This window comes from Streptomyces diastatochromogenes (assembly GCF_002242805.1).
Taxonomy (GTDB): domain Bacteria; phylum Actinomycetota; class Actinomycetes; order Streptomycetales; family Streptomycetaceae; genus Streptomyces; species Streptomyces diastatochromogenes.
On the sequence record NZ_MCGQ01000008.1, the window covers coordinates 215,608 to 236,644 of the forward strand.

A 21,037-nucleotide genomic window follows, 5' to 3' on the forward strand; every position below is an offset into this window, starting at 1 on the left:
GGCTACTGCTGCCGCAGCAGGAGGTACTGAATCCGCAGTACTCGGCCGGCCGGCGGGTGGCGTCCAGTACCGCGTCAGGACCCGTCCCGTCCGCCCCTCGCCCGGGTGATGGCGGACTCCACCGCCGCCACCCGGTCGGCCAGCAGGCCGAGGGCGGCCACCGCGCGGGTCAGGGGGTCGTCTCCGGGGCCGCCGAGGGTGCGGGCGCGGATGTGGGCGGTCTTCACCTCGGTCCAGCGGGCGGACTGTTCGGGGGTGAGGGTGCCGCGCAGTCCGGCGAGCTTGAGGAGGTTGGACTCGGCGCCGGTGGTGAGGGTCTGGGCCTCGGCCGTGTAGTGGTCGGTGATCACGGCGGCGAGTTCGGTGGCGTTCATGACCGGGCTCAGGCGCTGGGCGATGCGGTTCAGGTCGCGGTAGGAGCCCTGGAGGCGGAACGGCGGCTCGGTGCGGGCCGCTTCGGACTGGGCCGCGGAGGCGATGTAGGCCGCGTTGACCGTGAGGACCGTGTCGCGGGCGTGGAGGAGGTGGCGCAGGAGGGCGAGGACGCGGTCGAGTTCGGCGGGTGGGACGGGGTGGGTGAGGCGGTCCGCGCGGGCCGTGGGGTCGGCCGCGGCCAGGCGGACCAGCAGGTCCAGGTCCGTGCGGTCGCGGCCGGCCAGCGGGGCGAGGACCGGGTGGGCGGTGAGGGCGTTCTCGACGAAGCTGAGGGCGAAGACGTCCTCCTTGCCGGTGAGGACGTCGCCGAGGTTCCAGACGTCCGCCCGGTTGGCGAGCATGTCGGGGATACGGAAGCGGTCCCCGGACTCGGTGTAGGGGTTGCCCGCCATGCAGACCGCGAAGCGTTTGCCGCGCAGGTCGTAGGTGCGCGGCTCGCCGTCCCACACCCCGTCGACGCGGCGGGTCGCGTCGCACAGCGGGATGAACCGCTGCAGCAGCTCGGGCGAGGTGTGCTGGATGTCGTCCAGGTACAGGAGCGTGTTGTTGCCGGCCGCGAGCGCGAAGTTGATCTTCTCGATCTCGCGGCGGGCGGTGGCGTTCGGGGCGTCGGCCGGGTCGAGCGAGGTGACGTCGTGGCCGAGCGCCGGGCCGCTGACCTTGACCAGCATCAGGCCGAGCCGGTCGGCGACGTACTCCATGAGGGTCGTCTTGCCGTAGCCGGGCGGGGAGACCAGCAGGAGCAGCCCGCCGGTGTCGGTGCGCTTCGACTCGCCGGTGGTGCCGAGCTGCCGGGCCAGGCTGTCGCCGACCAGCGGCAGGTACACCTCGTCGACGAGGCGGTTGCGGACGAAGGCGGACATCACCCGGGGGCGGTGGTCGGCGAGGCGGAGGCGCTCGCGTTCGGCGGCCACCAGGGTCGTACGGCGGCGCTGGTACGCGCGGTAGGCAGGGACCTCCCGCTCCGCGAACAGCGCCGTCCGCGCCAGGAACTCGTCCAGGCGCAGCGGCAGCCGGCCGCCCGTCACCCGCGGGTGGGTGCCCAGCAGGCCCTCCGCGGTCGCGGTCAGCGGGGCGTCGCCGTCGTAGCGGGGCAGGCCGGGGCAGAGTTCGGCGGCGACCGCCTCGGCCAGCTCACCGGGGCCTGCCTCGGCGCCGGAGGCGGTGGCGTACGACGACAGCCACGCCTCGGCGACCTGCCGGCGCGCCGCCAGGTCGGTCAGCGCCTCCAGGTCCCGGGCGTACTCCGAACCGCCCACCGAGTGGCGGAACTTCTCCAGCAGCGAGCGCGCGGTCGCGCCCAGCACGAAGCCGTCGGAGCCGGACGTCAGCTCGTCGAAGAGGTACGCGGCGGCGGCACCGGCGAGCGGCCCGTCAGCCCCCGGCACGGACGGTCCCCCACCCGCTTCCGCCCGGCCGGCGCTCCACCGCCCGATCGCCTCCGCCAGCTCCCCCACCAGCTCGACGAGAGCGCCCGACGGACCGAACGCGTCCCGGGCCCGGGCCAGCGACACCGCCCGCCGGGACCAGGTCTCCCGCGCGGCGGACGTCGTGCCGTGGGCCCAGAAGAGCTGGGCCGTGGCCCGGGCGGCGGGCTCGTGGCGCAGGGTGCCGGCGTCGTCGTACAGGGGGAGCAGGGCGGTGAGGATCGCGGTGGTGTCGTGGTCGTGGACCCCGCGCTCGTAGCCCTCGTCGTACGACGCCTGCGCCGCCTGACGCACCAGGGCCGGCAGGTCGGCCGCGGCGAGGGCGGCCGGGCCGTGCTCGGCCAGCAGCCGGGCGGCGAGGTGTTCGGCGCGGTAGACCTCGGGTGACTCGGACGGCAGGTGGCGGCCCCAGAACGGGCGGGTGTCCGCGAAGCCGGGGTCCGTCACCGGGCGGCGGAAGTCGGTGCCGGTGACCGCGAACGCGAGGCCGTCGCCGTACGGGACCAGGGTGAGGTCGAGGGGCTGGGTGTTGACGGCGAAGCGGTGGCCGCCGAGGAGCAGGGTGCGGCCGTCGTCGGCGTACAGGTCGGTGCGGTCGCGCAGGGCGCGGGCGGCCTCCTGGCGGGCGGCCTTGAGCCGGCCGTCGAGTTCCTCGGCGCGCACGCCGTCGCCGAGGGACCGCAGCTCGTCGGCGGTGCGGCGGACCTTGGCGACCATCGGGTCGGAGGCGAAGTAGGTGGTGACCGCGTCGGTGTCGCTGAGCGTGGCCGCGCGGCGGTCGACGGTCTCCAGCACCCGGGCGGCGGAGGCGGCCAGTTGCTCGGCGCGGTGGGCGCGGGCGTCGGCGAGGGACTGCTTGCGGGCGGCGAAGGCCTCGTAGATCTCGGTGCGCCTGTCGGCGAGTTCGCCGAGGAAGTCGTCGAACTCGGCGAACCGGGCGTCCAGGTCCTCCAACCGGCCGAGCAGCAGGGCGAGTTGGTCGTCGCATGCCTCGGGGCTGTCGGCGACGGCGAGTGCCGCGGTGACCGCCTGGGCCAGCAGAGCCGTCTCGGCGGCGAACTCGGCGCGGCCCTCGTGGTCGAGGAGGGTACGGCGGCGGGCGTCGAGGGTGGCCCGGGCGCGGTTGACACCGCCCAGCACCTCGGCGATCCGCTCCAGGATGGCGGTGCGGACGGTGGCGTCGGCGATGTCCAGGCCGGTGACGACCTCGGTGACCGTGCGCAGCCCGTCGGCCAGCTCGTCCAGCCGGGCGGCGACGGGGGCGGCCGCGGCGACGGTCTCGGCCGAACCCGCCTCCGCCACCAGCCGTTCGACGTCCGCCCGCTGGGTCGCGAAGGCGTCCTCGCGGGCCAGGAAGGACACCGCGCGCCGCCCGAACGCCGCGAGGTCGGCCACCGCCTCGGCGGCCAGCTCGTCCACCCGGGCGGTGTCCGCGTACCGCAGCTCCTTCAGCGTCAGCAGGTGACCGTGCGCGTGCCGGAGTTCGGTGAGCCCCCGCACCCAGGAGGCGGCGTCCCGCGGGGCCTCGCCGCGCAGCCGGCGCACCACGGCCGCGATCCGGACCGCTGCCTCCTCCAACGCCTCATCGGCCTGCCGGGTCAGGGACCGTACGGTCTCGAACTCGGCCAGCACCTGCTCGGCGGTCTCCCGCACAGCCGCCAACGGCGTGCGCAGATCGCCGAGTTCGGGCTCGCCCAGCCAGTGGTGGGCGTCGGCGGCGCGCACACAGGCGACGGCCAGCGCCCGGTAGCCCTCCCCCGTCCCGATGCCCTCGGTGACGAGCCGGGCGACGGACAGGCAGTCGGCGAGCCCGCGCACGAGGTCCGCGTTGCCGACCCGGGCCAGCGCTCCGGTGCCGGTGCGCAGGGCGGCCGCATGGGTGTCCGAGACGTACGGTGAGGTCCACCACTGCACGGGGTGCGTGTGCGCGGGCTCGTCGCCGTCGGCGCGCAGCACGGCCAGGGCGCCGTCCTCGAACAGGGCCCAGCCCCGGCAGGGCAGCGGGGTGGCGACCTCCTTGCGGAGGGTGTTGTACGACAGCAGGAGCGTGCGGCTCTCGGTACGGGAGCGGAACGCGTACAGCACGTCCTCGCCGTTCGGCGAGCGCACGTCCCGCTCGAACTCCAGACCCGCCGCGTCGAGTTCGTACGTCTTGTGCCCGCCCGAGGTCAGGTGGTAGCCGCCCGGGAAGACGATCCCCCGGTCCTCGGGCAGCCGGCGGCACGCCTGCCCGATGCCGTCCAGCCGGACCACCGACCGGGTCAGCGTGTCGAACACCAGGTACCGGTCGGCGTCCTCCTTGTACGGCCGCACCCGCAGCAGGACCAGCGCCCCCACCCTCGCGTGCGCGACCCCGGCGTCGGCGAGGGCCTGCAGCGGCTCCTCGACCGGCTCGGCGTACAGCTCCTCGCCCTCCGGGCCGCGCACGGTGAGCCGGCCGCCGACGGTCGCCACGCCCAGCCCGCCCGGCACCGCGATGTACGGGTCCCGGCCGAGGACGTGGTCCTCACGGGTGGTCCCGGTCCAGGCGAAGTCGTGGGCGGGCGGGACCACGTCGTCGCGCTCGCCGCGCGCGTCCAGGAACCGGGCCCCGCCGTCGGCGGTCAGGCTCCAGCGCAGGGCCCGGACGTCGTCGGCCTTCTCGCCGGTGCGGAACACGGCCAGCAGCCGGTCGTCCAGGCGGCGCAGCCGCAGCAGCCGGGCCTGCCGGTAGTAGCGGTGCAGGGCCGTGAACTCCCGCACGAACGCGGGGTCGTCGAGCAGTCCGGGTACGGCGTCCTCGGGCAGGCGGTTCAGGTCCCGGTCGTACAGGGCGAGGACGTCCGCGACCGATGCCGTCCCGTCGGCCGTCCGGCCAGTGCTGCCGAACAGCAGCACGTCCCCGACGGCGACGACGTCGCAGGGCACGCACGCGTGCCCGGTGCGCAGCCGCGTCGTGGCCGTGAGGCCGAGCCCCGCGGAGCCGAACTCCTCGGCGCGGCGGGCGTTGAGAGTCTCGGCCCGCCGGGCGAGGTCGGCCGCCTGGGCGGCGAGGCGGTCGCGCAGCACCTCGTAGGTGCCGGCGTCGACGGTGTCGTACGAGCCCGTCTCCGGGGCGGTTGCCATGGACGGCGCTTCCCTTCAAGGGCTTCGAGTGGGTGAGCAGGGGGCTGCCGGGCCGCCGACCCCCGTACGGCGGCCCGGCCACCGGTCGTCAGGACCGGTCGTCGGTTCCGGCCCTCAGTTCCGGGCGGCACCGTTCAGCGCCGTCAACGGCGTGTCCGCCAGGCCGAGTTCGCCCGCCTTGTCGAGGAGCTGGCGGAGCTGAACCGACTGGGGCCCGCCGGACTTCATCAGCTTCATCAGCAGCGCCGACACCGTCAGGTTCTGCACGTCCGCCGAGCCGAACGAACCGAGGACACGGCCCAGGTCCTCCGTGAAGCTGCCCGAGCCGTCCAGCCAGGGCTTCGCCAGCGCCTGTGCCGTGAGGGAGTTGTCCACGAACCCGTCGACACCCTTGCCGAGCGAGACGGCCGATACGATCCGGTCGAAGAAGACGGACTCCCCGCCGACGATGTCGATGTCGGCGTTCTCCAGGCCGGTCGCGAGGACCGTGGCCTGGGCCTCGGCGACCTGCCGCTGGGTCTCCAGGCCGGCCAGCCGGATCTCCTTCTCCGCCTGCAGCCGCAGCCGGTACTCCTCGTGCCCGCGGGACGCCTCGTCCAGGGCGGCCATCGCGGCGGCCTTCTCGGTCAGGCCCGCCGCCTCGGCCTTGAGCTTCTCCCCGATGCCGGTGGCCTCCGCGAGGGCCTTGGCCCGGGCACCCTCCGCCTCGGCCTTCAGCCGCGCCTCGGTGGCCTCCGCCGCGGCCCGCGCGCCCTCGGCCTCCGCGAGCGCCTTGGCCTGCGTGCCCTCGGCCTCCGCCTTCAGCCGGGCCCCGGTCGCCTGCGCCGCAGCCTGGGCGCCTTCCGCCTCCGCCAGCGCCTTCGCCCGGGCACCCTCGGCCTCCGCCCGCAGCTTCGCCTCCGCGGCCTGCGCCTCCGCCCGGCCGGACTTCTCGATGACCTCGGCCTCCTTGTCGCGGACCTGCACGGCGGCGAGCCCCTCCGCGGCGGCCTCGGCCTGGATGCCCTCGGCGAGCCGCAGCTTGGCCCGCGCGTTCAGGTCGGCGGTCTTCAACCGGGCCTCGGCGAGGGTGAGTTCCTCGGCGGCCCGGTGCGTCGCGGCCTGCTCGGCGGCCTCGGCGGCCTTGATGTCCTTGACCAGCTTCTCCTGCGCCTCCGCCTCGGCGGCGATGACGAGGGACTGCCGTTCGCGCTCGGCCTCCTCCACGACGCGCAGCTTCTTGATGGACTCCTCCTGCTCGGCGACCGTACGGTCCACCGCGACCCGCTCCCGGATGACCTCGGCGATCTCCCGCTTCTCCGCCTCGACCTCCTTCTCGGCGGCGATCTTCGTCAGCTGGGTCTCCCGTTCCCGGGCGATGACCTCCAGCATCCGGTCCTTCTCGATGCGCTCGTTCTCGACGGCGATGACCCGCTCACGGTTCTTCGCGGCGACCGCGACCTCGCGGGCCTGGTTCTCCCGCTGCACGCCCAGCTGTTCCTCGGTGCGCAGGAAGGCGCCCTGCGCGCGCAGCCGCTCCTCCTCGACGACCCGCGCGGTCTCGGCCTCCTCGCGGGCCCGGGACGTCTCGATCTCCCGCTTCTGCTTGATCTCGGCGTCCGCCTGCCGCCGCTCCAGCTCCAGGATGGCCTCGCGGGCGTCGACGTTCTGCCGGGTGATCTCCTTCTGCTCGGTGCGCTGCGCCTCGTTGGTGCGCACGTGCTCGACCGCCGTCAGCTCGGTGATCTTGCGGATGCCCTGGGCGTCGAGGACGTTGGCCGGGTCGAGCTGGGTGATCGGGGTCTGCTCCAGGTAGTCGATCGCCGCGTCCTCCAGGTGGTACCCGTTGAGGTCGACGCCGATCAACTCGATGATGTGGTACCGGAGTTCCTCGCGCTTGGTGTACAGGTCGGTGAAGTCCATCTGCTTGCCGACGGTCTTCAGCGCCTCGGAGAACTTCGCGTGGAACAGCTCCTGCAGCGTGTCCTGGTGGCTGGCGCGCTCGGTGCCGACGTTCTGGGCGACCTTGATGACGTCCGCCTCGGTCTTGTTGACCTTGACGAAGAACGAGATGCGGATGTCGGCGCGGATGTTGTCCCGGCAGATCAGCCCGTCCCGGCCGGAGCGGCTGATCTCGATCGTCTTCACCGAGATGTCCATGATCTCGGCCTTGTGCAGCACCGGCAGCACGACCTGCCCGGTGAACGTCACGTCCACCTTGCGCGTCCTGGACACGATCAGCGCCCGCCCCTGGTCCACCTTGCGGTACAGCCGGGAGAAGGCGAACAGCGCGAGCAGTACGACGACGAGACAGACGGCGATGAGCACGCCGAGCGCTTCCATGGCATACGTCCTTGTGCGTCAGACGATGAGGACGGAAGCGCCCCCCGGCTCCGGTGCCGGACGCCTTCAGGTGTCCGGCACCGGATCCATCCGTAGTGCTCCCCCGTGAGGCGATGGTGCAGGAGGGGCGCGCGCCCGCGCATTGCCGGTTTCCGGCAGCGTTCCATAATGATTCGATGCCGGTGAGGCGCTAAGGAACCGTCACCGGCACGTCAAGATCACGGGGGAACGGGGACGGCGTGACCGAGCAGGCGATACCGGAGCACTATCTGGACGGCTATGCCCACACCCTGGCCGAGGTCGCGGCCACCGGTCGCCGGCTGACCCGGGAGGAGCTGGCCGTGCGCCGCTCCCTGGGCGAGGAGGCCGCCGACGCCGGCCACGGACTGCGCGCCCTGGTCGTCGCCCACCTGTCCGCCGCCCGCGCCGCCTGGCCCGGCACTCCCGGCTCGGCCGACTGCACCCTGGCCGCCGTACAACAGGCCGTCGACGCCTTCGCCGAGGGCTACGAACGCGCCCAGCGGACCGCCGTGCGCCGCGAGGAGGCCACACGCCGGGAGTTCATCGACGACCTGCTCTACGGCCGCAGTGACCTGGGCCGCCTCTCCGAACGCGCCGAACGTTTCGGCCTGCGGCTCTCCCGGGCGCACGCGGTCGCCGTCGCCGAGGGCCCGACCCCGCACACCGAGGGCGACCCGGTGACCCGGCAGGTGGAACGGGCGGTCCTGGCCCGCTTCGACGCCCGCAGCATCCTGCTCACCACCAAGAACGGCCGGCTGCTGTGCGTCGCGCCCGGCGACGAGGACGACGTCCTCACCCACTTCGCCAAGCAGGCGTACGCGGCGGCCGAGGGCTGCCGGGTCGCGGTCGGCCGCGCCCAGCACGGACCCGGCGGCGTCGTGCAGTCGTACGAGGAGGCCCTCGCCACACTGGAGATGGCCGCGCGCCTCGACCTGAACGAGCCGCTGCTGCGCGCCGCCGACCTGCTCGTCTACCCGGTGCTCGCCCGCGACCGGCAGGCGATGGCCGACCTGGTCTCCCACACCCTCGGCCCGCTCACCGCGGCCCGTGGCGGCCCGCAGCCCCTGCTGGACACGCTGACCACGTACTTCGACTCCGGCTGCGTGGCCGCCGAGGCCGCCCGCCGCCTCTCGCTCAGCGTGCGCGCCCTGACCTACCGCCTGGAGCGCATCCACAAACTGACCGGCGCCGACCCGGCCGACCCGGCCCACCGCTACCCGCTCCAGACGGCGGTGATCGGCGCCCGCCTGCTGGACTGGCCGGCGAAGCCGCTCTGATCACTCCTTACCGTCCGATGACGTACCGCCCGTCGCACCCCGCTGCGACGGGCCCGCGGACCTAGCGTGGCCGTATGCGTGTACTGGTCACCGGCGGTGCCGGTTTCATCGGGTCCCATGTCGTCGACGCGCTGCGGGCGCGCGGCCACGAGCCGGTCGTGTACGACGTCCGGGACGATCCGTCCGCCGACGTCCGCAACCCGTCATCCGTCGCTGCGGCCCTGTCCGGCGTGGACGCGGTCTGCCACCAGGCGGCCATGGTGGGCCTCGGCAACGGCGTCGCGGACGCGCCCGAGTACGTCTCCCGCAACGACCTGGGCACCGCCGTCCTGCTGGCCGCGATGGCCGAGGCGGGCGTAGGCCGGCTGGTGCTGGCCGGTTCGATGGTGGTCTACGGCGAGGGCCGCTACGACTGCCCCACCCATGGTGTCGTACGCCCCGGCCCCCGAGCCGAGGCCGACCTGAAGGCAGGCCGCTTCGACCCCCACTGCCCGTCCTGCGGGGCGGAGCTGTCCCCCGGTCTGGTGGGCGAGGACGCCCCCACCGATCCCCGCAACGTGTACGCGGCCACCAAACTCGCCCAGGAACACCTCTCCGCCGCCTGGGCCCGCTGCACCGGCGGCACGGCGATCTCCCTGCGCTACCACAACGTCTACGGCCCCCGCATGCCCCGCGACACCCCGTACGCCGGGGTCGCCTCCTTCTTCCGCTCGGCCCTGCAACGCGGCGAGCCCCCACGCGTGTTCGAGGACGGCCGCCAGCGCCGCGACTTCGTGCACGTCCGCGACGTGGCCGCCGCCAACGTCACCGCGCTGGAGGCCGAGCCGCGCCCCGGAACGCTCACGGCGTACAACACCGGCAGCGGCACCCCCCACACGGTCGGCGACCTGGCCCGCGCCCTGTCCACCGCCCACGACGGCCCCGAACCTCTGGTCACCGGCGAGTACCGGCTGGGCGACGTACGGCACATCACGGCGGACTCGTCGCGCCTGCGGGCGGAACTGGGCTGGAAGCCGGAGGTGTCCTTCGAGGAGGGGATGCGGGAGTTCGCCGGGGCCCGGTGACCCGTCACAGGAATCACAAAAATTCACCGAACTCACGTACAACCCTTGCCTGTTGCTGTCGGTCTCCTGATCGCGCGCCACCCCGGCGCCCGGGATCCGCCCCGATCGTGGGAGACACTTTGCGCAAGCGCACCTCGCTGCTGACCGCGGCGCTGCTCGCCTCCGGCCTGACCCCGCTGGCGCTGGCCGCGCCGGCATCCGCGGCCACGGCGAAGTACGCGGACGACTTCAACGGCGACGGCTACCGCGACCTCGCCCTGGGCGACCGCTCCGCCACCGTGGCCGGCAAGAAGGAGGCGGGCGCGGTCGTGGTCGTCTGGGGCACGGCCCACGGCCCCGACCCCGCCAGGCGCTCGGTGATCACGCAGAACACCCCGTACATCGCGGGCACCGCGGAGACGAACGACTTCTTCGGCGCGAAGGTCACCGCGGCGGACATGAACAAGGACGGCTACGGCGACCTCGTCGTCACCGCCCCCGGCGAGGACGACGGCGCCTACCACGGCACCTTCACCATCCTGTGGGGCTCCAAGTCGGGCCTGTCCGAGGGGACTTCGTTCAGGAGCCCGAGCTGCAAGGACTGCGGCTTCGCCAAGGACGTCGCGGTCGGCGACTTCACCGCCGACGGCAAGCAGGACGTCGTCGCGATCACCGACGACTACATCTACGTCCTGCGCGGCCCGTTCACGAAGTCCGGCTCGCGCGGCACGGCCACCAACCTCGACCCGGTCGACGGCGAGGACATCAGCCCGGATCTCGTGGTCTCCGGCAAGGTCACCAAGGACGGCACCGCCGACTTCGCCGTCCTCGGCTACGACTCGGACACCTGGACCAACCGGGCCTGGTTCTACCGCGGCGGCTCGGGCGGCCCCACCAAGCCGACGCGGAAGATCGGACTAATGGGCACGGGCGGCCTCGCCTGGAACTCGAGCACCACGATCGCGGACTTCGACAAGGACGGCTACGGCGATCTCGCCGTGGGCCTCCCCACCGCGGGCAGGGGCGGCACCGTCCGGGTCTACAAGGGCACCTCCCAGGGCCCCAGCACCACGGGCACCTCGTTCACCCAGGACACGGCCGGCGTGCCGGGCACGTCCGAGTCCGGCGACTCCTTCGGTTCCGACGTGTCGGCCGCCGACACCAACGGGGACGGCTACCCCGACCTCGCCGTGGGGGTCCCCGGCGAGGTGATCGGCGACCACCTCTTCCGCGCGGGCGCGGTCACCGTCCTGCGCGGCGGCAAGAACGGACTCACCGGCACGAACGCCCGCCAGTACGACACCGGCACGCCCGGTGTCGCGGGCGATCCCGGCGACGAGAACGACGCCTGGTTCGGCGCCTCCGTCCTGCTGCGCGACTTCGACCGCGACGGCCGGGCCGAACTGGTCGCCGCCGCGTGGGAGATCGGCCGCCTCCACCTCCTGCCGGGCACGGCTTCCGGCCCCACCGGCACCGGCTCGACCCTGTTCACCCCTCAGTCCCTGGGCCTGGGCTCCCGCTCGTCCTTCGCAGCGGCACTGCCCGACTGACCCCTCTTCCTCGGAGACACAGACGTGAAGCACCCCCTGCGCGGCAGCACCGCGCTCGCCGCCCTGCTCGTCGCGGGCCTGACCCCGGTGGCCCTGTCCACCCCCGCCTCGGCCGCCCCCTCCGGGCTCCAGGGCGACTTCAACGGCGACGGCTACCGGGACGTGGCCATCGCCGCACCGTTCGCCACCGTCGGCGGCAAGGCCCAGGCCGGCCAGGTCGCCGTGGTCTACGGCACGGCGAGCGGACTGAACCCGGCCAAGCACCAGCTGATCAGCCAGAACACCGCCGGCATTCCCGACGACGCGGAGAAGGCCGACCAGTTCGGCGACCAGATCGCCACCGCCGACCTCAACCGCGACGGCTACAGCGACCTCGTAGTCGGGGCACAGCACGAGAATGCCGGCAGCACCCAGGAAGCAGGCACGGTCGTCATCGTCTGGGGCTCGAAGACCGGCCTGTCCGGCGGTACGACGGTGAAGAACCCGCAGACGCTGTACGGCAGTTACTTCGGGCTGAGCGTCGCGGCGGCGGACTTCACCGGTGACGGCAAGCCCGACCTGGCGATCTCCGCGCAGAGCGACACCGAGAACCCCAGCAGCTGGCGGGTCCGGCTGATCCGGGGCCCGTTCACCAAGTCCGGCTCGACGGGCAGGGTCTCCTCCTACTCCCCCGGCATCGACAAGCCGGCCCTCACCGCCGGCCGAGTCAGCGGCGACACCAAGGCCGACCTGGTCGTCACCGGTCAGAAGCCCAACGGCGACCACCTCGCCACGGCCGTCTACTACAAGGGCACAGCCGACGGCATCAGCAAGGCGGCGAGCCTGCGCACCGCCGAGACGGCCGCGATCGGCGACCTGAACAAGGACGGCTTCGGCGACATCGCCCTCGGCACCCCCGAGGACCCGGCCGACGAGCCCTCGGCCTCCACCGGCGGCAAGATCCACGTCATCTACGGCACCTCGTCCGGCCCGAGCGCCACCCGCCGCGTCTCGTACACACAGAACACCTCGGGCGTCCCGGACTCCTCCGAGGAAGGCGACCGCTTCGGCCAGGCGCTGGCGATCGGCGACTTCGACAAGGACGGCTACGGCGACCTCGCGGTCGGCGCGCCCGGCGAGACCTTCGGGGACGACTCCGACTACCGCTCCTCCGCCGGCGCGATCACCCTGCTCCGCGGCTCGGCCTCCGGCCTCTCCACGGCCCACCCGGTGTTCCTCACCCAGGACAGCCCCGGCGTGCCGGGCACCCTGGAGGCGGGCGACAACTTCGGCGCCACCCTCCTCGCCTCCGACGTGAACCACGACGGCCACGCCGACCTCACGGCCGTCGCCGCCCAGGAGAACGACCCCGAGGGCGCCGTCTGGTTCCTGCCGGGCGCCGCGTCCACGCTCTACTCGACGACGGCGTCGACGACCTTCGGCCCGACGAAGGCAGGACTGCCGGCCGGCAAGTACACCGGCTTCGGGGCGGACCTGGCGGGCTAGTTCACCAGAACGCGGAGATCACACGCTGGTCGCACCCGACCGGATCGGGCACAGGATGTCGGGTCCGGCAGGGTGGTTCCTTCCTAACGTGAGTGATCGAAAGGGAAGGAGGCCGGGGTGCTGGAGCGGCTGAACCAGGCCATGGAGCACATCGAGTGCCACCTTGATCAGCGGATCGAGGGGGCCGACCTGGCTCGGATCGTGGTGACTTCGGAGTATCACTTGCGGCGGCTGTTCTCCGCGCTGGCGGGGGTTCCGCTGTCGGAGTACATCCGGCGCAGGCGGCTCACGGTCGCCGGTGCCGAGGTGCTGGCCGGGGATCGCACGCTGTTGGAGATCGCGGTGCGGTACGGCTACACGTCCGGGGAGGCGTTCGCGCGTGCGTTCCGCGTCATGCACGGCGTCGGTCCCGGCGAGGCCAGGCGATCCGGTGCGAGTCTGCAGTCCCAGCCACGGCTGTCCTTCCGCCTCACCGTCGAAGGGAGCAGCAGTATGCGATACCGGATCGTGGAGAAGGACGAGTTCCGTGTGGTCGGCAGGAAGGCGCGCGTCCCCCTCGTGCACGAGGGGATGAACCCTGCCATCGCCGACGTCATCCGGGGCATCGGCCAGGAGACGCTGCAGCGCATGCGGAGCCTGTCCGATCAGGAGCCGCAGGGGATCGTAGGGGTGAGTGCGGACCTCGACCCGAGTCGGGCGGAGGGAACCGAACTCGACTACTACCACGGGGTGGTGACGTCTGCCGCCGTGCCCGAGGACATGGACGCGCTCACCGTGCCCGCCGGGACATGGGCCGTCTTCGAGAACTCCGGGCCGTTTCCGCAGGCGCTCCAGTACCTGTGGCGGGACGTGTTCACGCAGTGGTTCCCGTCCAATCCGTACCGGAGCCGGCCGGGACCCGAGATCCTGCGGACCCGGCTGTCGCAGGACGCCACACAGGCGGATGCGGAGCTGTGGATCCCCGTGGAGCGGACTGCGATCTGACCGACAGCGCGGATGGGCCGGCCGCCCAGGCCGGCCCATCCACAGCCTGTGTACAGAGCCGCTCACCACCCCGTCAGCAACAGATGGTTGAGCAGCAGGGCCAGGATCGCCTGGGCGGTGAGCCAGGCCCGGGGGTGGGGCAGGTACGCGCACGCGGGGAGCAGCCACATCGCGAAGGGGAGCCAGATGCGTTCGGTCTCGGCCTTGCTCATGCCCGACAGGTCGGCGAGGAGGAGGGCGAGGAAGGTGGCGGAGACGAGGAGTGCCAGGCGGACGGGGGCGGGGGCGGTGCGGTGGGTGAGGGTGGTGGCCGTGCGGCGCAGGCCCGCCGCCGTTGCCGGGCCGGTGATGAGGACCGTGCAGGCCAGGTTGGCCCATACCCAGTAGCCGTAGGGGCGGGTGCCGCCGACGCCCTGGTAGTAGCGGGTCACCAACAGGTGGTACGCCGTCCACCAGTTGAAGCCCGCGAGCGTGAAGGTCAGTGGGACTACGGCCAGTCCGGTGAGGAGGGACAGGAGGAGGGCGGGGCGCTTGCGTACGGCGTCACGGCCCAGGAGCAGGACCGCCGCCGCGATGAGGGCGAAGAGCGTGAGGCCGTACGACAGGTAGCAGGTCAGGCCGAGGAGCAGGCCTGAGGCGGCCGCCCAGGTGAGGGAGCGGCGCGTGACCGCGAGGGCGAGCAGGGCCACGGACCAGGCGGCCACCGCGGCGAAGTAGGCGTCGGCGGAGGTGCCCAGCCAGACGGCCGCCGGGGCGAGGACCAGGAAGGGGGCCGCTCGGCGGGCCAGGGTCTCGTCGGCCAGGGCGCGTACGGCGATCAGTACCGCCACGCAGGCCGTCGCGCCGGTGAGGACGCACCACATCCCGGCCCAGCCACCGCCCCGCAGCCCGATCCGGTCGAGGAGGACGAAGGTGAGCGTGGAGGCCGGGGGGTGGCCGGCGACATGGGCGGGCCAGGGGTGGGGGGTGCCGGCGACGATGTGGTGGGTGAAGTCGCGCAGGGTGGCCGGGATGTCGTGGAAGCGGCCGATGACCCGGAGGTACTCCTCGCGGGTGGTGAGGCGGACCGCGATGCCCTGGTGCCAGCCGTCGACGAGGGCGAGGGAGAGGATCCAGGCCGTCGCTGTCGCCCAGGAGGCCGCCAGCAGGGCGCGCCAGGGCAGGCGGGCGGCCAGGGACGGGCCGTAGGCCACGGTGGCGGCCGCGAGGAGGACGGCGGCCGGGGTGCCGGGGCCCACGTGCGGGTCCCATTCGGCCAGTACGGGCGGCCAGTGCACGAAGAGGGTGCGGTAGGTGTCCTGGATGTGCCGGCCGACCAGGACGGCCACCGTCACGAGCAGGGCGGCGGCGAGGGCGGCGTACAGATCACGGCGGAGGGAGCGGGTCACGTCGGCACGTTAGGCCGCACGGCCCTGTACAGGTCGTCGTACGGGCCGGACGTCAGCGTTTCGTCATGGGTCGCGCACCCTTTCCCGGGCTGGTGCGGGCCTACGGTCGAAGCATGCGCGACCATCCCCGGCTTCCCACCTCCCCCGGCTTCTGGCGCAGCCCCCTGCGCGGCACCTGGTTCACCTCGGTGCTCGGCCTCGTGCTGCTCGTCGGCATCACCGTGCTGTTCGTGACCGGTCTGGTGTCGTACGCGGCCTACAACCCGAACCTGTCCCGGGTGAACGACACGACCCCCGACAAGGGGATCCTCGGGTTCTACCTGTTCTCCTGGCCGACCGGCCCCGTGTGGCTGTACCGGTTCACCCAGGGCCTGCACGTCACCCTCGGCATCACCCTGATCCCGGTCCTGCTGGCCAAGCTGTGGTCGGTGGTGCCGAAGCTGTTCACGCTGCCGCCGGCCCGTTCCGTCGCGCACGCGCTGGAGCGGATCTCGCTGCTGCTGCTCGTCGGCGGCGGCCTGTTCGAGTTCACGACCGGCGTCCTCAACGTCCAACTGGACTACGTCTTCCCCGGCTCCTTCTATCCGCTGCACTTCTACGGCGCGTGGGTGTTCTTCAGCGCGTTCGTGGCGCACGCGGTGCTGAAGATGCCGACCGCGATGCGGGCCGTGCGGGAGCGGCGGCTGCGGGAAGAGGTCCGGTCGCAAGAGGAAGTCCGGCCTCGGGACGACGACGACCTGGTCGCGCCGGATCCCGACCCGCCCACCGTCTCCCGGCGCGGGGCGCTGTGGCTCGTCGGCGGCGGCTCGCTGCTGCTGTTCCTGACCACGGTGGGGCAGAGCCTGGGCGGACCCTTCCGTCGTACGGCCCTGCTCGCGCCGCACGGCGGGGCCGACCCGGCCGGCGGCCCGAACGGCTTCCAGATCAACAAGACGGCCGCGTACGCCGGGATCGACGCGACGGAGACCAGCGCGGAGGCGTGGCGGCTCGTCGTCACCGGGCGCACCGGAACCGTACGCCTCAGCCGCGCCGAGCTGCTCCAACTGCCCCTGCACAGCTCGTCGTTGCCGATCGCCTGTGTGGAGGGCTGGTCCACCGCCGACCAGTGGTGGCGCGGGGTGCGGCTGCGCGACCTCGCGGCGCTCGTCGGGTACGACGGCGACCCGCCGGACGTGTTCGTGGAGTCGCTGCAACGGCACGGCGCCTTCCGCCGCGCGGCCCTGCGCGCCAACCAGGTGGCCGACCCGCGCTCCCTGCTCGCCCTGTACGTCAACGGCGAGGAACTGTCCCCCGACCACGGCCACCCGGCGCGCGTCATCGTGCCCGCCGCACCCGGGGTGCTCAACACCAAGTGGGTGGCCCGGCTGACCTTCGGAGATCTGTGATGCGCCGTCTACCTGTGGGCAGTCCCCTGCAAATCCTGCTGCTCTGCTGCTCGTTCGCGCTCGCCGCGTACGCCGGTGTACGGCTGCTCGCCGATGACTGGTTCGGGGTGGCCCTGTGGATCGTGGGGGCGGCCCTGCTGCACGACCTCGTGCTGCTGCCGCTCTACTCGGTGGCCGACCGGGCGGTCGTACACGGTCTCGAAGCGGGCGGGCGGCGTGCGTGGGTGATGTACGTGCGGGTGCCCACCGTGCTGTCGGGGCTGCTGCTGCTCGTGTGGTTCCCGCTGATCCTCGACCTGGTGGACCAGCGCTACCGCCTGGCCACCGGTCAGTCCGCGGACGTCTACCTCGCCCGCTGGCTGCTGATCACCGCCGTGCTCTTCGGCGGCTCGGCGCTGCTGCTGGTGGTGCGGGTGCGCAGGGCGACGAAGCGGCGGTCGCCGGCCGTCCACTGAGCCTCCGCGCGCCACCCGGCGGCCCGCTCCGCGAGCCGGAGCAGGGCGGGGGTGCCGATCCGCACCCAGGGGAAGGGGGCGCCGGCGGCTTCTCGTCCGTGGGCGACGACCTGCACGTCGGCGTGCTCCTCGACGTCCAGTGGAGCGGTCTCGGCGATCAACAGGCCGCCGGGGGCGAGGAGTTGGGCCATCCTGTGCAGCAGGATGGCCGGGTCTCCGCCGATGCCGATGTTGCCGTCCATGAGCAGGACCGTGCCCCAGCGGCCCTCGCCGGGCAGCGGGTCGAACACCGAGCGGCGCAGGGCCTGGCCGCCGACGGTGATGGTGCGGGTGACGGCCGCTTCGCTGACGTCGACGCCGAGGACGGTACGGCCCTGGGCCGCGAGTTCCGCCACCAGCCGGCCCGGGCCGCAGCCGACGTCCAGGACGGCGCCCTCGCAGCGGTCCAGCACCGCCCGGTCCACGTCGTCCGCGCCGGCGCACCAGCGCTCCACCTCCAGCGGCAGCAGCCAGCCGTCGGTGCGGCGCAGGTACAGGGGGCCCCGGCCGGTGCGGAGGGCGGTGGCGTAGGGGTCGGAGGCCGCCCATACCGCCTCGGCTGCGCCTTCGGCGGGGATTTCGTTCCCACCCGCACCACCCGTGCGGCTTTCGTCGTCGGGTGCGGGTGGCCCCAGTGGGGCGCGTTCGCCCTTGGCGGCTGCGGGGATCATCGTGCACCGGTCGTCGTGCAGTCCGCCAGCCGGGCGGCGAAGGTGCCGTGCGGGGCGAGGGCGGCGACGGCGCGGGCGTCGGCGGCGGTGTCGACGTCCCGCAGCCGGGGCAGGTCCCGTACCCGCAGCCCGGCGGCGACCAGGCGCTCCCGCTGCACGGCACCGGTCTGCGGTGTGGACATGGGCACGCCCCGCAGCAGCGCGGGTTCGGGGCGGGCCAGGCCCAGCGCCCAGAAGCCGCCGTCCTCGGCCGGGCCGAAGTACGCGTCACAGCCGGCGAAGTCCACGGTGAGCAGTTCCGGGGTGACCTGCGGGGTGTCCATGCCGATCAGCAGGGCCGGGCCGGTGCAGCGGGCGAAGGCGTCGGCGAGGCGGGCGTCGAGTCCGCCGGCGCACTGCGGTACGACGTCGAAGCCGGGCGGCAGCCAGGGGCCTGGCCGGCCGTCCAGCACGAGGATCCTTCGCGTGGCCGGGGTCTCGGCCACCGCGCGCAGGGTGTCGGCGAGGGAGGCCTCGGCGAGAGCGGCGGCCTGCTCGGGCGTGAAGGGCGGGGTGAGTCTGGTCTTGACCCGCCCGGGGAGCGGCTCCTTGGCGATGACGAGAAGGGTGGTCATGTGGGCCTTCCTTGGCTGGTGACCGGGGTTGGTGCGGGGCGGGTGGGCCGCAGCTACGCGGGGACAGAGGGCTCGTTCAGGACCCGGCTCATGTCCCGCACCGCCTGCCACGTACCGCGCCATGTACCCGTGACCTTCGACGTACCGCTGCGGGGCAGATACGGGACGTCGTGCTCGGTGATGCGCCACCCCGCGTCGGCCGCACGGACCACCATCTGCAGGGGATAGCCGCTGCGGCGGTCCGTGAGGTCCAGCCCAAGGAGCGACTCGCGCCGCGCGGCACGCAGCGGACCGAGGTCATGCAGACGCAGCCCGGTGCGGCGACGCAGGAGGCGGGCCAGAGCGAAATTGCCCGCGCGAGCGTGAACCGGCCACGCGCCCCGGCTTTGCGCGCGGCGCCGCCCGAGCACCAGGTCGGCCTCGCCGGCCCGGACCTCGCGGACGAACGGGACCAGGCGCCCGGGGTCGAGGGAGGCGTCGCAGTCGCAGAAGCACACCACGTCGGCGGTGGCGGCCAGCAGCCCGGCGTGGCAGGCGGCGCCGAAGCCGCGCCGGTCCTCGCGGACGACGGTCGCGCCGAGGTCGCGGGCGAGGTCGGCGGAGCCGTCGGTGGAGCCGTTGTCGACGACGAGGGCGCGCCAGCCGGCCGGGATGCGGGCGAGGACCCAGGGCAGCGCCTCGGCCTCGTTCAGGCAGGGCAGCACGACGTCCACGTCGGCAGGGGGAGGAGAGGTGCTCGTCACGGCGTTCACCCTACGAAGCCGAACCGGGGCAAAGCGGTCATCGCCTCCTTACGAAACGCGGACGTCGGAGCCATGACCGCGCCTCGCGGGCGGCGCGGTGCCAGGGTGGATGACATGCAGCAGCCGTACCCCTCACCGGACACATCACCGGACGCCGAACCACGGCCCGCCCCCCTGGGCCGGATCCTCGTCGTGGACGACGACCCGACCGTCGCGGAGGTCGTCGCGGGATACCTGGACCGGGCCGGATACGCCGTGGACCGGGCCGCCGACGGCCCGGCCGCCCTGGCGCGGGCCGCCGCGCACCGGCCGGACCTGGTGGTGCTGGATCTGATGCTGCCCGGGATGGACGGCCTGGAGGTGTGCCGGCGGCTGCGCGAGCACGGCCCGGTGCCGGTCGTCATGCTCACCGCGCGCGGCGACGAGGACGACCGGATCCTCGGCCTGGAGGTCGGCGCCGACGACTACGTGACCAAGCCGTTCAGCCCGCGCGAGCTGGTGCTGCGGGTGGAGTCGGTGCTGCGCCGCGCCCGGCCCGCCGGGCCGCGCGGCCCGCTGGGCGCGGCGGGTCTGACCGTCGACCCGTCGGCCCGCCGCGCCACCAAGAACGGCGCCGAACTGGCCCTCACCCTCCGCGAGTTCGACCTGCTCGCCTTCTTCCTGCGGCACCCGGGGCGGGCGTTCGGCCGGGAGGAGCTGATGCGGGAGGTGTGGGGCTGGGACTTCGGCGACCTGTCGACCGTCACCGTCCATGTCCGCCGCCTGCGCGGCAAGGTCGAGGACGACCCCGCCCGCCCCCGCCTCATCCAGACGGTGTGGGGCGTGGGCTACCGCTTCGACCCCACCGGAACCGGAAGGGAGGGCGACTGACATGCGCGACACCCTCCTCATCGCCCTCTACGCCTTCCTCGGCGCCGCCGCCACCGGCCTCGCCGGAGCGGCCGTACTGCGCCTGATCCGCCGGCGCTCCCTCACCACCTCGCTCGCCGTGGTGGCCGCCGTCGGCGTGGTCGCCATGCTCGCCGGGACCATGGCCGTGGCCCAGGCGATGTTCCTGTCCTCGCACGACCTGCGGGTCGTCACCACGGTCGTCGCCATGGCGGCCGTGGTCTCCCTGGTGACCGCGCTGCTGCTGGGCCGCTGGGTCGTCGCCCGCAGCCGTGAACTGGCCGACGCCGCACGGAACTTCGGCGACGGCGGATCCTTCGCCGCGCCCGCGAGCCCCGCCACCGCCGAACTGGACGCGCTCAGCCGCGAGTTGGCCGCCACCAGCGCCAGGCTCGCCGCCTCCCGGGAACGCGAGCGGGCCCTGGAGACCTCCCGGCGGGAACTCGTCGCCTGGATCTCGCACGATCTGCGCACCCCGCTCGCCGGGCTGCGCGCCATGTCGGAGGCCCTGGAGGACGGGGTGGCCGCCGACCCCGACCGCTACCTCAAGCAGATCCGCACCGAGGTGGAACGCCTCAACGACATGGTCGGCGACCTCTTCGAACTCTCCCGCATCCACGCCGGCACGCTGCCCCTGAGCCCGGCCCGGATCTCCCTCTACGACCTGGTCGGCGACGCCCTCGCGGGGGTAGGCCCGCTCGCCCGCGAGCACGGCGTACGGCTCGTGGGCGACCGGGTGGAGCCGGTGCCGGTGGAGGTCGACGGCAAGGAGATGAGCCGGGTCCTCGCCAACCTGCTGGTCAACGCCATCCGCCGCACCCCCGCCGACGGCACTGTCGCCATCGCCGCCGAACGGGCCCCCGACGGCGTGGTCCTGTCGGTGACGGACAGCTGCGGCGGCATCCCCGAGGAGGACCTGCCCCGCGTCTTCGACACCGGCTGGCGCGGCACGGACGCGCGCACACCGCCGGCGGGCGCGGGGCTCGGCCTGGCGATCGTACGAGGGATCGTGGAGGCCCATCAGGGCCGCACGACCGTCCGCAACATCCCGGGCGGCTGCCGCTTCGAGGTGACCCTGCCGGCGGCGGAGGCGTAGAGCACCACACACCGGCTGACGCGGTCTGGAAAGTACTTGCATTCATGGAAAGTACTGTCCATCCTGAAGGTGATCATCGGGCGGTCCGACCAACCGCCCTTCCGACACC

The 21,037-nt window shown here is 73.4% G+C and carries 15 protein-coding genes; 9 read left to right on the plus strand and 6 right to left on the minus strand.

From position 1 onward, the window contains the following. Positions 1-74 precede the first annotated feature (74 nt). The gene (locus BEK98_RS09355; RefSeq protein WP_107428263.1) at positions 75-4,967 is read right to left on the minus strand and encodes a DNA repair ATPase; all 4,893 of its coding nucleotides are present in this window, start codon (positions 4,965-4,967) and stop codon (positions 75-77) included. A gap of 114 nt (positions 4,968-5,081) precedes the next feature. Beyond that, entirely contained in the window at positions 5,082-7,289 is a 2,208-nt protein-coding gene (locus BEK98_RS09360) for a flotillin family protein (RefSeq protein WP_094215942.1), read from the minus strand. Positions 7,290-7,528: 239 nt separating this feature from the next. On the opposite strand from BEK98_RS09360, the gene BEK98_RS09365 reads away from it, so the two are divergent. The 5 genes from BEK98_RS09365 to BEK98_RS09385 all read left to right on the plus strand — a co-directional run bounded on the left by BEK98_RS09365 (position 7,529) and on the right by BEK98_RS09385 (position 13,649). Then, entirely contained in the window at positions 7,529-8,587 is a 1,059-nt protein-coding gene (locus BEK98_RS09365) for a PucR family transcriptional regulator (protein ID WP_094215943.1), read from the plus strand. Between the two features lie 74 nt (positions 8,588-8,661). After that, complete coding sequence (locus BEK98_RS09370) at positions 8,662-9,651, plus strand: NAD-dependent epimerase/dehydratase family protein (protein ID WP_094215944.1); 990 nt, start codon at positions 8,662-8,664, stop codon at positions 9,649-9,651. Positions 9,652-9,758: 107 nt separating this feature from the next. Beyond that, on the plus strand, positions 9,759-11,180 hold the full coding sequence (locus BEK98_RS09375; protein WP_244201809.1) for an FG-GAP-like repeat-containing protein: 1,422 nt from the start codon (positions 9,759-9,761) through the stop codon (positions 11,178-11,180). Between the two features lie 24 nt (positions 11,181-11,204). Then, positions 11,205-12,665: an FG-GAP-like repeat-containing protein gene (locus tag BEK98_RS09380; protein WP_094215946.1), complete on the plus strand. Its 1,461-nt coding sequence runs from the start codon at positions 11,205-11,207 to the stop codon at positions 12,663-12,665. Between the two features lie 117 nt (positions 12,666-12,782). Beyond that, positions 12,783-13,649 (plus strand): AraC family transcriptional regulator, encoded by an 867-nt coding sequence (locus BEK98_RS09385; protein ID WP_094215947.1) that lies wholly within the window; start codon positions 12,783-12,785, stop codon positions 13,647-13,649. A gap of 62 nt (positions 13,650-13,711) precedes the next feature. Here BEK98_RS09385 and BEK98_RS09390 read toward each other — a convergent pair whose 3' ends face one another. Further along, positions 13,712-15,037: a hypothetical protein gene (locus BEK98_RS09390; RefSeq protein WP_094215948.1), complete on the minus strand. Its 1,326-nt coding sequence runs from the start codon at positions 15,035-15,037 to the stop codon at positions 13,712-13,714. Between the two features lie 113 nt (positions 15,038-15,150). Between BEK98_RS09390 and BEK98_RS09395 the strand changes: the two genes are divergently transcribed. Both BEK98_RS09395 and BEK98_RS09400 read left to right on the plus strand, forming a co-directional pair. Beyond that, complete coding sequence (locus BEK98_RS09395) at positions 15,151-16,422, plus strand: molybdopterin-dependent oxidoreductase (protein ID WP_244201810.1); 1,272 nt, start codon at positions 15,151-15,153, stop codon at positions 16,420-16,422. Next, positions 16,422-16,877, plus strand: coding sequence for a hypothetical protein (locus BEK98_RS09400; protein WP_094215950.1), 456 nt, complete (start codon positions 16,422-16,424; stop codon positions 16,875-16,877). The genes BEK98_RS09395 and BEK98_RS09400 overlap by 1 nt, the downstream gene beginning before the upstream one ends. Here BEK98_RS09400 and BEK98_RS09405 read toward each other — a convergent pair. Genes BEK98_RS09405 through BEK98_RS09415 form a run of 3 tightly spaced genes read right to left on the minus strand, consistent with a single transcriptional unit; the run spans position 16,766 to position 18,953 of the window. Continuing rightward, positions 16,766-17,587, minus strand: coding sequence for a methyltransferase domain-containing protein (locus BEK98_RS09405; protein ID WP_094215951.1), 822 nt, complete (start codon positions 17,585-17,587; stop codon positions 16,766-16,768). The two genes, BEK98_RS09400 and BEK98_RS09405, sit on opposite strands and share 112 nt — an antisense overlap. Further along, positions 17,584-18,201 (minus strand): TIGR04282 family arsenosugar biosynthesis glycosyltransferase, encoded by a 618-nt coding sequence (locus tag BEK98_RS09410; protein WP_094215952.1) that lies wholly within the window; start codon positions 18,199-18,201, stop codon positions 17,584-17,586. The genes BEK98_RS09405 and BEK98_RS09410 overlap by 4 nt, the downstream gene beginning before the upstream one ends. Before the next feature lie 53 nt (positions 18,202-18,254). After that, complete coding sequence (locus tag BEK98_RS09415; RefSeq protein WP_094215953.1) at positions 18,255-18,953, minus strand: glycosyltransferase family 2 protein; 699 nt, start codon at positions 18,951-18,953, stop codon at positions 18,255-18,257. Between the two features lie 105 nt (positions 18,954-19,058). Here BEK98_RS09415 and BEK98_RS09420 point away from each other — a divergent pair, with 105 nt between their 5' ends. Beyond that, positions 19,059-19,814, plus strand: a complete 756-nt coding sequence (locus BEK98_RS09420; protein ID WP_094215954.1) for a response regulator transcription factor — start codon at positions 19,059-19,061, stop codon at positions 19,812-19,814. A gap of 1 nt (position 19,815) precedes the next feature. Continuing rightward, positions 19,816-20,928 (plus strand): sensor histidine kinase, encoded by a 1,113-nt coding sequence (locus tag BEK98_RS09425; RefSeq protein ID WP_094215955.1) that lies wholly within the window; start codon positions 19,816-19,818, stop codon positions 20,926-20,928. Positions 20,929-21,037: the final 109 nt, after the last annotated feature.

What these genes read in the sequence shown, in the direction of transcription:
- BEK98_RS09355 (WP_107428263.1), bottom strand. Translation starts at nt 4,967, where the DNA reads ATGGCAACCGCCCCGGAGACGGGCTCGTACGACACCGTCGACGCCGGC.
- BEK98_RS09360 (WP_094215942.1), bottom strand. Translation starts at nt 7,289, where the DNA reads ATGGAAGCGCTCGGCGTGCTCATCGCCGTCTGTCTCGTCGTCGTACTG.
- BEK98_RS09370 (WP_094215944.1), top strand. Translation starts at nt 8,662, where the DNA reads ATGCGTGTACTGGTCACCGGCGGTGCCGGTTTCATCGGGTCCCATGTC.
- BEK98_RS09395 (WP_244201810.1), top strand. Translation starts at nt 15,151, where the DNA reads ATGCGCGACCATCCCCGGCTTCCCACCTCCCCCGGCTTCTGGCGCAGC.
- BEK98_RS09400 (WP_094215950.1), top strand. Translation starts at nt 16,422, where the DNA reads ATGCGCCGTCTACCTGTGGGCAGTCCCCTGCAAATCCTGCTGCTCTGC.
- BEK98_RS09405 (WP_094215951.1), bottom strand. Translation starts at nt 17,587, where the DNA reads ATGATCCCCGCAGCCGCCAAGGGCGAACGCGCCCCACTGGGGCCACCC.
- BEK98_RS09410 (WP_094215952.1), bottom strand. Translation starts at nt 18,201, where the DNA reads ATGACCACCCTTCTCGTCATCGCCAAGGAGCCGCTCCCCGGGCGGGTC.
- BEK98_RS09420 (WP_094215954.1), top strand. Translation starts at nt 19,059, where the DNA reads ATGCAGCAGCCGTACCCCTCACCGGACACATCACCGGACGCCGAACCA.
- BEK98_RS09425 (WP_094215955.1), top strand. Translation starts at nt 19,816, where the DNA reads ATGCGCGACACCCTCCTCATCGCCCTCTACGCCTTCCTCGGCGCCGCC.